Here is a 13,314-nt window from a genome sequence, read left to right on the forward strand (position 1 = left end):
GTGTTCCATAACGTCGCGTGGAGGAGTGCCTGGTGGAGATCGGTGTGATCGGCCTCGGCCGAATGGGTGCGAACATGCGTGATCGTCTTCGCGCGGACGGCCACACGGTGATCGGATACGACGCCGCCCCCGGTGTCGGTGACGTTTATTCGCTGCACGATCTCGTCAAGGGCCTCGCCGTTCCACGCGTCCTGTGGACGATGGTGCCTGCGGGCGCCCCGACCCGCGAGGTGATCGACGAACTGGCTGATCTGCTCACGGACGGTGATCTCGTCATCGACGGCGGCAACTCCCGTTTCACCGAGGACGCGGTGCACGCCGCCTCGCTCGGCGAGCGAGGCATCGCCTACCTCGACTGCGGAGTGTCCGGCGGGGTGTGGGGGAGGACCGAGGGTTACGGCCTCATGGTCGGCGGTTCGGCCGCCGACGTCCGGCGCGCGATGCCGGTCTTCGACACGCTGCGTCCGGAGGGGCCGCGCGAGCGCGGTTTCGTGCACGCGGGCCCGACCGGGGCGGGGCACTACGCGAAGATGGTGCACAACGGCATCGAGTACGGACTCATGCAGGCGTACGCCGAGGGGTACGAGCTGCTCGCCGCGGAGTCCCTCATCACCGCACCCGACGAAGTGATGCGGGCGTGGCAATCGGGCACCGTGGTCCGCTCCTGGCTTCTCGAACTCCTCGTCGCCGCTCTCGCCGACGACCCGGGGCTCGCTGAGATCACTGGGTACACCGAAGACTCCGGCGAGGGGCGGTGGACGGTCGAGGAGGCGATCGGTCACGCCGTGCCGACACCGGTCATCGCCGCTGCGCTGTTCGCGCGGTTCTCCTCTCGGCAGGAGGAGTCGCCTGCGATGAAGGCTGTGGCGGCACTACGCAATCGATTCGGGGGACATCAGGTTCACACCGACCCGGAAGCAGGGAAATGATCAAACTCGGATACAAGGCGTCGGCAGAGCAGTTCGCGCCGCGCGAACTGGTCGAACTCGCCGTTCTCGCCGAACAGCACGGCATGGATTCGGCAACCGTCTCGGACCACTTCCAACCGTGGCGACACAACGGTGGCCACGCTCCCTTCTCGATCTCGTGGATGACCGCGGTCGGCGAGCGGACGAGCCGGATCCAGTTGGGCACGTCGGTGATGACGCCGACGTTCCGATACAACCCGGCGGTGGTCGCGCAGGCGTTCGCGACGATGGGCTGCCTGTACCCCGATCGAGTCATGTTGGGCGTCGGCACGGGCGAGGCGCTCAACGAGATCGCGACCGGATTCGACGGTCAATGGCCCGCGTTCAAGGAACGGTTCGCGCGGCTGCGAGAAGCCGTCGAGTTGATGCGAGCGTTGTGGCGGGGCGAGCGCGTCAACTTCTCGGGCGAGTTCTACAAGACGAAGGGCGCGTCGATCTACGACGTTCCAGAGTCCGGGAAGGTCCCGGTGTACATCGCGGCGGGCGGCCCGGTCGTCGCCCGATACGCCGGACGCGCGGGCGACGGTTTCATCTGCACCTCCGGCAAGGGCATGGACCTGTACACCGAGAAGTTGCTCCCGGCGGTCGAGGAGGGGGCGGCGAAGGCGGGCCGTGTGTTCGACGACGTGGACCGGATGATCGAGATCAAGCTGTCCTACGACACCGACCCGCAAGTGGCGCTGGACAACACGCGGTTCTGGGCTCCGCTGTCGCTGACACCCGAACAGAAGCACAGCATCGAGGATCCGATCGAGATGGAGGCCGCGGCCGACGCGTTGCCGATCGAGCAGATCGCCAGACGGTGGATCGTCGCCTCCGACCCGGACGAGGCCGTCGCCCAGATCACGCCCTACCTGGACGCGGGTCTGAACCACCTGGTGTTCCACGCCCCGGGCCACGATCAGCGCCGTTTCCTCGACCTGTTCGAGCGAGACCTCGCACCCCGACTGAGGGCGCTGACATGAGCGTGTCAGATGCGACGGCGTGGGCGGCGCTCACCGAGCACAGCGCGACGATCACCGAACGCAGCCTCCGGGATCTGTTCGCGGCCGACCCCGCGCGGGGCACGGCCATGACCGTCTCCGTCGGAGACCTGTACGTCGACTACAGCAAGCATCGAATCAACGGTGCGACCATGCGTCTGCTGCATCTGCTGGCCCGCGAGACGCACGTCTTCGAGAAGCGGGACGCGATGCTCCGCGGCGAACGCATCAACGTCTCCGAAGACCGCCCGGTGCTGCACATCGCGCTGCGCAAACGACGCGACGAGTCACTGTGGCTCGACGGACATGACGTGGTGCCCGACGTACACGGCGTCCTCGACGCGATGGGCGAGTTTACCGACAGCCTGCGCGACGGGTCATGGCGCGGCGCGGACGGACGCCCGATCACGACCGTCGTCAACATCGGCATCGGCGGCTCCGACCTCGGCCCGGCGATGGTGCACGCCGCGCTGCGCGAGTACTGCGACGGTCCTGACGTGCGGTTCGTGTCGAACGTCGACCCGGCTGACCTGCTGTCCACACTCGCCGACCTCGATCCGGCGACGACGCTGTTCGTCGTCGTCTCGAAGACGTTCTCGACGTTCGAGACGATGGCGAACGCACACGCCGCACGTCGATGGCTCGTCGACGCGCTCGGCGAGGATGCCGTCGCCGGACACTTCGTCGCGGTGTCCACCAACGCGGCACTGGTCGCCGACTTCGGCATCGAATCGTCGAACGTCTTCGGATTCTGGGACTGGGTCGGCGGCCGCTACTCCGTCGGATCAGCCGTCGGGCTGTCGGTCATGGCAGCGATCGGCAGGCACAGGTTCGCGGAGTTCCTCGCTGGGTTCCGTACGGTCGACGAACACTTCCAGACCGCGCCCATCCACGCGAACGCGCCGGTCATCCTCGGTCTGCTGAGCGTCTGGTACGCGAGCGTGCTCGGCGCGGACGCCCGCGCGATCCTGCCGTACGCGAATGACCTCGCCCGGCTGCCCGCCTACCTGCAGCAGCTGGCCATGGAGTCGAACGGCAAGTCGGTGCGCGGCGACGGCACACCCGTCGGCGTGCCGACCGGAGAGGTGATCTGGGGGGAGGCGGGCACCAACGGTCAGCACGCTTTCCACCAGTTGTTGCATCAAGGGACCAGACTCGTTCCGGCGGACTTCATCGGATTCGCGCGGGCGGGGGAGGACTTCATCTCTCTCGACGGCGCCACGAGCATGCATGAGGTGTTGACCGCCAACATGTTCGCGCAGTCGCGGGTGCTGGCGTTCGGGAAGACGAAGGCAGAGGTCATCGCCGACGGCGTCGACCCGGTGCTGGCGCCGCACAAGGTGATGCCCGGGGATCGGCCGTCGACGACGATCCTGGCGTCCGAGCTGACACCGTCGACGCTAGGTCAGTTGATCGCCCTGTACGAGCATCAGGTGTTCGTGCAGGGCGCGGTGTGGGGGATCGACTCCTTCGACCAATGGGGAGTCGAACTCGGGAAGGCGTCGGCCGTGGAACTCGCCCCCGCGCTGGCCGCGGGTGGCGGGCCCTCCGACGCGATGGACAGCTCGACCAGGGGGCTCGTCGCGGCGTTCTGGCGCGAGCGGACATAGCGCGAAATGGCGCCGTGACCATCGTGGGCTGATGAACTGTGAAACCTACACCGCAGCGGGGCTGCATCGATCCATAGGGTGATGCGGCCTCGCTGCGGTGTAGGTTTCACGACCTTCTGGGTCTGACCAACCTCTATACGGCGTGGTCGATGACGCCGCGGACGTTCAATCCGTTGCGGAGATCGTCGTACCCCTGGTTGACGTCTTCGAGCGAGTACCTCTTGGTGACGAGTTCGTCGAGCTTGAGTTCACCGGCGTCGTACAGGCGCAGGAGTCGGACGATGTCGTACTGCGGATTCATCGACCCGAACAGGGTGCCCATGATCGTCTTCTGGTTAAGCGTGAGATCGGTGCCGGACACCTGCACGGTCAGCTTCGTCGGATCAGCGAGACCGGTGATGACGACCTTGCCGCCCTTACCGATGATCGCGGTCGCCGCCTGCACGACGGGGACGTCGACGGTACCGACCAGAATCAATGCGGCGTCCGCGCCCTGGCCCCACGTCAGTTCGGTGACCTTCTCCTGGGCTTCCTCAGCGGTCGCGAAGGCGTGCGTCGCACCGAACTTGAGAGCCTCGTTGCGCTTCATCTCGATCGGGTCGACCGCGACGACGTACTTGCACCCTGCCGAGACGGCGCCCTGCACGGCATTGATGCCGAGACCGCCGATGCCATAGATCACCGCGGTGTCTCCCGCACGGAGATTGCCTGCGTTGACGGCGGTGCCCCAGCCCGACGGCACGCCGCAGCCGACGAGGACAGCCGTCTCCAGCGGCAGCCAGTCGTCGACCTTGACCACCGAATGCTGAGAGATGGTCGAGTACTCGGAGAACGCGCCGAGCATGCACATCGCGCCGAAGTCGTCACCGTTCCCGTGGAAGCGGAACGTGCCGTCGGGCATCGACCCTTCCAGGATGGTCGCGCCCATGTCGCACAGGTTCTGGCGACCCGTCGAACAGTACCGACAGGTGCCGCAGTTCGGGATGAAGCTGCACACGACGTGGTCGCCGGGCTTCACCTTCGTGACGCCGGGCCCGACCTCCTGGATGATGCCCGAGCCTTCATGGCCGCCGACGATGGGGTAGCGGGGCGGAAGGTCGCCGTCGGTGAGGTGCAGATCGGAGTGGCACAGGCCCGCCGAGGTGTACTTGATCAGGACTTCGCCCGCGCCGGGGCCGTCGAGCTCGAGTTCCATAATCTCGAACGGCTTGCCTGCTTCGAGGAGCACTGCTGCTTTGGTCTTCATTGGTAATTTTCCTTCCGAACGGGGTCAGAGGTCGAACAGGGAGGTCAGAGTGCGATGTTGACGGACTTGGTCTGGGTGTAGAGGTCGATCGCGGAGTCGCCGAGTTCACGGCCCCACCCGGACTGTTTGAATCCACCGAACGGGAGGGCGGTGTCGAAGCCGTTGTACTGGTTGACCCACACCGAACCGGCTTGGACGGCGGCCGCGGTGCGATGGGCCTTCGACAGGTCCTTCGTCCAGATACCTGCGGCCAGACCGTAGATCGAGTCGTTCGCGGCGCGGACCACGTCCTCTTCGTCGTCGAACGGGAGTGCGGAGACGACCGGTCCGAAGATCTCCTCTTCGACGATGGAGAACTCGGGCTGCACGTCGACGAACACGGTCGGTTCGATGAAGTAGCCCTCATCGCCCCACCTCTTGCCGCCGGTGAGGGCGCGGGCTCCGTCGGCCAGACCCTGCTGGATGAAGCCGTTGACTCGGTCGAACTGCTCCTGCGACACCAACGGGCCGAGTTCGGTCGTCGGGTCCAGGCCCGGACCGATCTTCGACTGTGCGGCGGCGTCGGCGACGGCCTGCGTGAAGTCGTCGAAGATGTCGCGCTGGACGTACATGCGTGTCCCGGCGACACAGCACTGGCCGTGGTTGAACATCCACGCGGCGACCGAACCGGCGACCGCAGCTTCGATGTCGGCGTCGTTGAAGATGATGTTCGGGCTCTTGCCGCCGAGTTCGAGCGTGACCTTCTTCAGGTTGCCGGTCGCGGCGTGCACGATCTTCTTGCCGACCTCGGTGGACCCGGTGAACGCGACCTTATCGACGTCCATGTGGGCGGACAGGGCCGCTCCCGCGTCGCCAAATCCGGGAACGATGTTGACGACGCCGGGCGGGAAGCCTGCCTCCTCGAACACCTCACCGAGCATCAGTGCGCTCAACGGCGTCTGCTCGGCAGGTTTGAGGATGACAGTGTTTCCTGCCGCGAGCGCAGGCGCGAGCTTCCAGGTGGACATCAGGATCGGGAAGTTCCAGGGAACGATCTGGCCGCACACGCCGAGCGATTCGCGCCGGGTGTAGGCGTGGAACTGGCCGCCCGGCGCGAACGGCATCGACGGAGTGATCGACGATCCGGCGATCTTGGTGGCCAGACCGGCGTTGTACCGCCAGACGTCGGCGGCCCAGCTGACGTCCACCGCGGTCGCGATGGCCACGGACTTGCCGTTGTCGAGGGCTTCGAGCTGACCGAACACGTCGGCACGTTCGCTGAGGATGTCGCCGACCCGCCAGATGAGACGTTCGCGTTCGTTCGGCTTCATCCGCGACCACGGCCCCTCGTACGCAGCCCGGGCCGCGGCGACGGCGCGGTCGATGTCGGCGGCCTCGCCGTGCGCGACGTTCGTGATGACCTGCCCGGTGGCCGGATCGTGGGTGGCGAACGTACGGCCGGACGCGGCGTCGACCCACTGGCCGCCGATCAGCATCTTGCGGTCCTTCGAGACGAAGTCGGCGACGGCGGGGAGAAGTGCCGTATCCAGAGTCGTGGTCATCGGTGCCTCCTGACGAGAGCGATATGTGAAGTGCGCCACTGTGGCGGTGCACTATTTCTCCCATGCCGGGGACGTCGCTGCGTGTACGGAAACTGAACACTCCGCGTGGACACGCGGCGGTCACTCGCCCGTAGCGGCGGTGTCAGATGCCGAGCGCGCGTATTCGCGCGTACAGCGTGGTGCGACTGATGCCCAACGCCGACGCCGCGTGGCTCTTGTTGCCGCGGGCCACGTCGAGAGCTTCCCGAATCGCCTGCCGTTCGGCCTGTTCCAGACCCAGCAGCTTCGAGGCTCGCGTGGACCCGCGGTACTCCTCCGGGAAGTCAATCGCTCCGACCGCGCGCGATCCGCGAGCGAGAGCCGAGTCGACGGCTCGACGCAGGACGATCGTCAACTCGATGAGGTTGCCCGGCCACTCCTGACACACCAGCGCGTCCGCGGCGTCCGACTGCAACTTCACCCGGGAATCTATGCGCTGCAACACTTCCTGTCCGATAGACGCCAACTCTGTAGTGCGCTGGCGCAACGGTGGAAGGATGATCCGCCGCGTGCAGCAGGCGGTGAGCGCGGCAGCCGGACTCGACAACGATTCGACGGGCCCCGTGACGACCACCAGGGCCGGGTCGGACGATCCGCGCCCGGCGACCGCTGCGTGCAGCAGCCGCATCGACCGTTCATCGAGGAGGTCGGCTCCGTCGATGATTACCCCGCGACCCGACATTCGGGCTGTGCGCAGGACGGCCGCGACGTCGACCGGCGAGCCGTCCAGGATCGATGCGGCGACGTCGATGGTCGTCGCATCCTCTGGCGGCACCCGCGTGTAGGCGTGCGTCGTGCGGCCGGTTCCCGCCTCGCCGCAGATCGCGGTGGTCGCAGCGATCTCGCTCGGCAACCGGAGCGGCGAGGCGGGCACGGCGTCCTCGATCCGCGGGCGCAGGCGGAAGACGGCTGCGTGCCGTACTCCCGGCACCCGGTCGACGGCGACGTCGGCGACCACCCCGGAGACCAGGGTGATGGCGGGCGGTGCATTCCGTTCGCCGACGAGGAGTGCGAGCGTGCCGAAGTCGCCGGGGGCCAGGAGTTGGGCGGCGAGCGAATTGGTGAGTTGAAGGTCGTCACCGACCGCTGCGACCGCGGTGTCGCGGCGCGCCGAGGCGCGTTCGAACGCGGAGACCACAGCGCGGTGGTCGGTGTGCGTCCGATTGAGCAGTCGTTCAGCGATGTCGTCGACGAGGCCGCGGATCAACGGCACCGACAGCGGGTTCACGCGGTCGGCGACTTCGGTCATGCAGATGATGCCTGCGAGGCGTCGCGTCGCCGGATGGATGATGGGTCGGCCGAAGCAGCTGAGCGACCGGAACTGCTCGAGGTAGTGCTCGCCGCCGTTGATGACCACATCGCCGCGCACCTCGGCGGTGGTGCCGAGCGCGGTAGTGCCCATCGCGTCCTCACCGAAGGCCGCGCCATCGACGGCTCCGGCGTCCGACAACCGGTTCTCCAGGGTGGTGTCGGCCGAGACGCGGGCGACCATCCGACTCTCACTGTCGACCAGGAGCAGGGCCGTCTCGGTTCCACTCAAGATCTCGACGGCGCGTGCGAGGACCGGGCGCGCTGCGTCCAGCAACGGGTCGGCGGATGCGATGTCGGAGACGTTCGGCACCGGTCGGGCGTCTCGTTGCAGTCCCGACGACGCGACCCGCTGCCACGATGCCGCGATCACGTCACGATGGGGGAGGGAGGTGGTCACGGCTCCACTGTGGCATGGATTACACCTGGCCGGTAGCGGTCCGGACGCCGGGGTCGTCGCGCTCGTCTGGAAGTTCCTCGTAATCATGGGCGGCATCACCGCGTCGGTGACTGCCGGATCGTCGTACCAACGCGTATGGCGTCAGGACTAGCCCGTAGAGCGAATATCGGGCCGAAATCGTGGTGGCGCTACGGTGGTTCGCATGCGTGTAGCGACCTGGAACGTCAACTCGGTGAAACAGCGTGTGCCCCGGCTTCTCCCGTGGCTCGACGAGCGCAGCCCCGACGTGGTCTGCCTCCAGGAGACCAAGGTGTCCGACGAGGTGTTCGCGGCCGAACTCGGGGATGCGCTCGCTGCGCGCGGATACGAGTTCGCACATGCCGGACAGGGCCAGTGGAACGGGGTCGCACTGCTCAGCAGGGTCGGGCTCGACGATGTGCGTGTCGCGTTCGCCGGTGCGCCGGGATTCCCAGACTCCGACGACGCGCCTGAGGGGCGGGCCGTCTCGGCCGTGTGCGACGGTGTCCGCGTCCACTCGCTGTACGTTCCCAACGGTCGCGAGGTGGACGCCGACCACTACCACTACAAGCTCGCCTGGCTCGAGACCCTGCGCGCCTCGATCGTCGACGAATCCGACACCACCATGCTGTGCGGTGACTTCAACATCATCCCGACCGACCACGACAGCTTCGATCCGTCGGCGTTCATCGGACACACACATGTGACGGCTCCCGAACGCGATGCGCTCACCGCGTTCGAAGCCCTCGGACTGCGTGACACGATGCGCGAGCACTGGCCGGACGAACGGATCTACACCTACTGGGACTACCGCGCAGGGATGTTCCACAAGGATCTCGGAATGCGGATCGACCTGATCCTCGCCGGCGGCCCCGTCGCCGACCGGGTTCAGGCGGCGTGGGTGGACCGCAAGGCCCGCAAGGGGACCAAGCCGAGTGACCACGCGCCGGTCTTCGTCGACCTCGACACCGCTCCCGACGGAAACGTCGGGCCCGTGGTGCCGCCGCCGTCTCGACCGGCGAAGGTCGCAGCGGGATCGGTGAAGCTGCCTCACACGGTCGCCGACTGACACCCACCCCCACCCGCGCCCGTCTCACCCGTAGGTGAACGAGAACACCTGCAGTCCGGGCGTGGGAGTCACGTCGACGCGACCGCGCTGATTCTCTGCGGAACCGACGATCTTGTGGAAAGTCGGCGGCCCGCTGATCGGGATGACCGTCGGGTCGGCGCCGTCGCTGCGCACGGTGATGCTTCCGGTTCCACCGACCACGATGTAGACGTTCTTCGCGTGGTAGTCGAGGCCGATCGACGAGTCACCGCGTGCCGTCGCCCCCTGGTAGTCGAGGTCCCACGGTCCGTTGAGGGAGAAGGTGTCCGCCGGTTGGGTGTCCGGACGGCGGAACTCGTTCGGTCCGGCGACGTACGGTGTCGGGCCGCGGTAGTTGACCATCTTCCCGACTCCCAGATACGTCTCGGGCGTCGTCGATTCGGTGGGCGTCGTATCGCTCCGCTCGGACGGCGGCGGCAACGTCGCGGTCGGATCGGCCTGCATCAGCAGTTCTCGGATCAGGCGCTCGGAGGTCGCGTATCCGCCCTCACCGAACTCGATGTGGCGAACCGTCCCCGACGCATCGATCAGATAGTGGGCGGGCCAGTAACTGTTGCGGTATGTCGTCCACGTCGAGAACGCCGGATCGAGAGCGACCGGATACGTGATGCGCAGCCGCTCCGCTGCCTTCTTCACATTCGCGGGAACCTTCTCGAATGCGTACTCGGGCGTGTGGACGCCGATCACCTCCAATCCGGCGGCGCGATACTTCTCGTACCAGTCGACGACGTGCGGGATGCTGCGTTGGCAGTTGATGCATGAGTACGCCCAGAAGTCGAGGAGCACGACCCTGCCGCGCAACTCCGACAGCGCGAGCGGAGCCTCATCGGGCGTGTTGAACCATTCGCTGATCCCCGACAGGCGCGGCGCCGTGCCACAACTCTGCAGCTGTTCGGCGCCATCGGTGCAGTTGGACAGTTCACGGTTCTCATCGGTGACGATGCCGCCGATGTCGAGTCTCGCCGTCAGATCGTCGGTACCACCGACCGAATCCTGCAGTGCGCTCGCATAGTCCGGGATCGCGCGCTGCAATGCCGCCGGTACGTTGAACACCAGGCCGATGGCGAGACCGATCATCACCACACCCGCCGTGATGCGGATGCCGCGCTGGTGTCGACGGAAGCCCGCCACTCGCTCGGCCACCCGTCGTCCGGCAAGCGCGAAGACGAGAAGCGGAAGCGCCGCCCCGACTGCGAACGACAATGTCAACGCCACCGTGTCGATACCGATATCGCCGGTCGCGCCTGCCACGACGATCGCCGCGAGGACGGGGCCCGCGCACGGCACGTAGAGGACGCCGAGCGCCAAGCCCAGACTGAATCCGGACTTGCCCGTGCCGACCGACCGAGTGGGAAGACGTGAGAACGGTTTCTCGAGTAGACGCTCGACCGCTGGAACGATCAGGCCGACACCGATCGTCGTCAGGACGATCAGACCCGCCCACCGGAACGCGTCCTGTGGAAGATGCAGCAGTGACAGCAGACTCGACCCGACCAGCGTCACGGTCGCGAAACTGACGACGAGACCGCCGATCACACGATACGGCCGACTCTTCTGCGAGAACCGTGGACGCCGACTGCCCGCGGAAGCAGTTTCCGTACTGGACGTCGGTGTCTCGCCGTGGGGTTCGTGAGCGCCTGCGAGGAATACGACCGGGAGCACCGGAAGGATGCACGGAGAGATGCCGGTGATCAGGCCGCCGACGAATCCGATGAGCACGATGGAGTACATGCCGGGCATTCGGTGCGGATGCGCGATCGGATGGGTACGTCGACATCCCGTGGTATGTCCGCAGACACGCGGCGTGACGGTCGTTCGACGCCCGCCGAACGCGACGAAGAAGAGAATTTTCGATCCCCGCCCATCCGATTCGAGTGCGGCTCCGAATGGCTCCTTGCAACAGCAGGAGATGCCCGGCGATCGCCGGACAGTCCACGACAAGGGAGACAGCAGATGAGCATCACCAAGACGACCGGTGCACGGGTGACGGCGATGGCGTTCGCGATCGCCGTGGCCGCAACGATGACCGCGTGCTCGAGCGACGACTCGTCCACCGAGTCGGCTGACTCGACGATGACCACGGGCGCGATGAGCACGAGTGCGATGACGTCCGATCCGGCCGCAGGCCTCGTCGGCCCGGGCTGCGCCGACTACGGGAAGCAGGTGCCGACCGGACCGGGTTCGGTGACCGGGATGTCAACCGAACCGGTAGCAGTCGCCGCGTCCAACAACCCCCTGCTCACCACCCTCACGTCGGCGCTGTCGGGCAAGCTCAACCCCGACGTCAACCTCGTCGACACACTCAACGGCGGCGAGTTCACCGTGTTCGCACCGGTCAACGACGCCTTCGAGAAGGTCGATGCGGCGACCATCGACTCGCTCAAGACCGACGCACCCGGCCTGACCTCGCTGCTCACTTACCACGTCGTCGAGGGCCAGGCCGCACCCGACAAGGTTGTCGGCGAGCACAAGACCGTTCAGGGCGACACGCTCGAGGTCACCGGCAGCGGTGACGACCTGAAGGTGAACGGCGCCGGCGTGATCTGTGGCGGCGTCAAGACCGCCAACGCCACCGTCTACCTCATCGACGGTGTACTCATGCCGCTGGCCGACGACAAGTAGAGACCCACTCCGGTTCGACGATCCGAGACCGTACGGTCGGCCCCGCCTCAGGGGTCGACCGTACAGTCGATGGCACGCCCCGATGGACGGAAGAGGTTGACGATATGAGCATCGAATTCACGAGCACCGTCGACGCTGAGATCGACGACGTCTTCGAGTGGTTCTCCAGGCCGGGAGCGCTTCACAGACTGCTGCCGCCCTGGCAGCCGATGTCCGCGATCAGCGAAGCCGAGTCGTTGGCCGACGGACAGGCCGTCCTCGGGCTGCCCGGCGGGCTCCGGTGGACGGCGCAGCACCGAGCAGACGACTACCGTCCGCCACACGCGTTCGTCGACGAACGGATCACCGACGGTGTCCGCGGCCTGCCGACCGCATTCGCCGGATCCTGGCGGCACGAACACGAATTCGTCGACGACGGTATAGGACGCACCCGGGTCATCGACCGCGTGCACACCGCCGTCCCGGCGAAGCTGCTGCGTCCGACCTTCGAGTACCGACACCGACAGATCGCCGACGATCTCGCCGCACATGCGCGGGCACGAGCCGCCGGATCGACGCCGTCCGTCATCGCGGTGACCGGCGCATCGGGGCTCGTCGGCTCCGCGCTGTGTGCATTCCTCTCCACAGGCGGGCACCGTGTGATCCGACTCGTTCGGCGCCCCGCGCAGACCTCCGACGAACGGACATGGGATCCGGCTGACCCGTCATCGGGCCTGTTCGACGGCGTCGACGCCGTGATCCACCTGGCCGGTGAGTCGATCGCCGGACGGTTCACCGGAAGCCACCGCGCCGCCATCGTCGACTCCCGGATCGAACCCACGCGGAGACTCGCCGCGCTCGCCGCAGCCAGTCCCGAGGTCCGGGTGTTCGTGAGCGCGTCCGCGATCGGGTTCTACGGCGCGCATCGGCCAGACGAACTCCTCGACGAGTCCTCGGCCAGAGGAGAGGGATTCCTCGCCGGCGTCGTCGACGAGTGGGAGGCCGCCGCCCGCACCGCGTCGGTGGGCGGAACGAGGTCGGTGCAGATCCGCACCGGAATTGTCCAGAGCCCACAAGGCGGGGTGCTCCGCCTGCAGCGGCGACTGTTCGAAACAGGTCTCGGCGGCCGACTCGGTGACGGCCGACAGTGGCTGTCATGGATCGACATCGACGACCTCATCGATGTCTATCTGCGGGCTATCGTCGACGAGAGTCTCGACGGCCCGGTTAACGCCGTCGGCCCCGAACCGGTGACCGGGTCCGACTTCGCAGCGATCCTCGGCCGAGTGGTGCACCGTCCGGCGATCCTCCCGGTGCCTGCCTTCGGCCCGAGGCTGCTCCTCGGGAAGCAGGGCGCCGACGAACTCGCGCTCGCCGACCAGCGAATCGGGAGCCGTGTCCTCGCTGAGGCCGACCACCGGTTCCGGTTCGATACACTGGAGGACTCGCTGCGTCACCAGCTTGGGCGGTAGCCCGGCGACCCATCCGATTC

General features: G+C 66.9%; 11 protein-coding genes. 7 read left to right on the plus strand and 4 right to left on the minus strand.

Going from position 1 to position 13,314, the window contains the following annotated elements; translation table 11 throughout:
* The first annotated feature begins 32 nt into the window (after positions 1-32).
* Genes gnd through pgi form a run of 3 tightly spaced genes read left to right on the plus strand, consistent with a single transcriptional unit; the run spans position 33 to position 3,561 of the window.
* Complete coding sequence (gene gnd / locus L5G33_RS14940; RefSeq protein ID WP_236998984.1) at positions 33-929, plus strand: phosphogluconate dehydrogenase (NAD(+)-dependent, decarboxylating); 897 nt, start codon at positions 33-35, stop codon at positions 927-929.
* Positions 926-1,933 carry a glucose-6-phosphate dehydrogenase (coenzyme-F420) gene (gene fgd, locus L5G33_RS14945; protein ID WP_236998985.1) on the plus strand — a complete coding sequence of 336 codons (1,008 nt, stop codon included), beginning with the start codon at positions 926-928 and terminating at the stop codon, positions 1,931-1,933. The genes gnd and fgd overlap by 4 nt, the downstream gene beginning before the upstream one ends.
* Positions 1,934-1,935: 2 nt before the next feature.
* Positions 1,936-3,561: a glucose-6-phosphate isomerase gene (pgi, locus tag L5G33_RS14950; protein ID WP_372476922.1), complete on the plus strand. Its 1,626-nt coding sequence runs from the start codon at positions 1,936-1,938 to the stop codon at positions 3,559-3,561.
* A 133-nt stretch (positions 3,562-3,694) separates the two neighbouring features.
* Here the strand turns inward: pgi and L5G33_RS14955 are convergent, their stop codons facing one another.
* The 3 genes from L5G33_RS14955 to L5G33_RS14965 form a co-directional block, all read right to left on the minus strand.
* The gene (locus tag L5G33_RS14955; RefSeq protein ID WP_236998987.1) at positions 3,695-4,807 is read right to left on the minus strand and encodes an NDMA-dependent alcohol dehydrogenase; all 1,113 of its coding nucleotides are present in this window, start codon (positions 4,805-4,807) and stop codon (positions 3,695-3,697) included.
* A gap of 44 nt (positions 4,808-4,851) precedes the next feature.
* The gene (locus L5G33_RS14960; protein ID WP_236998988.1) at positions 4,852-6,348 is read right to left on the minus strand and encodes an aldehyde dehydrogenase family protein; all 1,497 of its coding nucleotides are present in this window, start codon (positions 6,346-6,348) and stop codon (positions 4,852-4,854) included.
* A gap of 142 nt (positions 6,349-6,490) precedes the next feature.
* Entirely contained in the window at positions 6,491-8,095 is a 1,605-nt protein-coding gene (locus tag L5G33_RS14965; RefSeq protein WP_236998989.1) for a helix-turn-helix domain-containing protein, read from the minus strand.
* On the opposite strand from L5G33_RS14965, the gene L5G33_RS19450 reads away from it, so the two are divergent.
* Both L5G33_RS19450 and L5G33_RS14975 read left to right on the plus strand, forming a co-directional pair.
* Positions 8,088-8,246: a hypothetical protein gene (locus tag L5G33_RS19450; RefSeq protein ID WP_236998990.1), complete on the plus strand. Its 159-nt coding sequence runs from the start codon at positions 8,088-8,090 to the stop codon at positions 8,244-8,246. The two genes, L5G33_RS14965 and L5G33_RS19450, sit on opposite strands and share 8 nt — an antisense overlap.
* Before the next feature lie 51 nt (positions 8,247-8,297).
* Entirely contained in the window at positions 8,298-9,182 is an 885-nt protein-coding gene (locus L5G33_RS14975; protein ID WP_236998991.1) for an exodeoxyribonuclease III, read from the plus strand.
* A gap of 24 nt (positions 9,183-9,206) precedes the next feature.
* On the opposite strand, the gene L5G33_RS14980 is transcribed toward L5G33_RS14975, so the two are convergent.
* Complete coding sequence (locus L5G33_RS14980) at positions 9,207-10,952, minus strand: cytochrome c biogenesis protein DipZ (RefSeq protein WP_236998992.1); 1,746 nt, start codon at positions 10,950-10,952, stop codon at positions 9,207-9,209.
* A 222-nt stretch (positions 10,953-11,174) separates the two neighbouring features.
* Here L5G33_RS14980 and L5G33_RS14985 point away from each other — a divergent pair, with 222 nt between their 5' ends.
* Positions 11,175-11,843, plus strand: coding sequence for a fasciclin domain-containing protein (locus tag L5G33_RS14985; protein ID WP_236998993.1), 669 nt, complete (start codon positions 11,175-11,177; stop codon positions 11,841-11,843).
* 104 nt (positions 11,844-11,947) lie between these two features.
* Complete coding sequence (locus L5G33_RS14990) at positions 11,948-13,294, plus strand: TIGR01777 family oxidoreductase (RefSeq protein WP_236998994.1); 1,347 nt, start codon at positions 11,948-11,950, stop codon at positions 13,292-13,294.
* Positions 13,295-13,314: the final 20 nt, after the last annotated feature.

This window comes from Gordonia liuliyuniae, assembly GCF_021738805.1.
Lineage (GTDB): Bacteria > Actinomycetota > Actinomycetes > Mycobacteriales > Mycobacteriaceae > Gordonia > Gordonia liuliyuniae.

What these genes read in the sequence shown, in the direction of transcription:
- fgd (WP_236998985.1), top strand. Translation starts at nt 926, where the DNA reads ATGATCAAACTCGGATACAAGGCGTCGGCAGAGCAGTTCGCGCCGCGC.
- L5G33_RS14955 (WP_236998987.1), bottom strand. Translation starts at nt 4,807, where the DNA reads ATGAAGACCAAAGCAGCAGTGCTCCTCGAAGCAGGCAAGCCGTTCGAG.
- L5G33_RS14960 (WP_236998988.1), bottom strand. Translation starts at nt 6,348, where the DNA reads ATGACCACGACTCTGGATACGGCACTTCTCCCCGCCGTCGCCGACTTC.
- L5G33_RS14975 (WP_236998991.1), top strand. Translation starts at nt 8,298, where the DNA reads ATGCGTGTAGCGACCTGGAACGTCAACTCGGTGAAACAGCGTGTGCCC.
- L5G33_RS14980 (WP_236998992.1), bottom strand. Translation starts at nt 10,952, where the DNA reads ATGTACTCCATCGTGCTCATCGGATTCGTCGGCGGCCTGATCACCGGC.
- L5G33_RS14985 (WP_236998993.1), top strand. Translation starts at nt 11,175, where the DNA reads ATGAGCATCACCAAGACGACCGGTGCACGGGTGACGGCGATGGCGTTC.
- L5G33_RS14990 (WP_236998994.1), top strand. Translation starts at nt 11,948, where the DNA reads ATGAGCATCGAATTCACGAGCACCGTCGACGCTGAGATCGACGACGTC.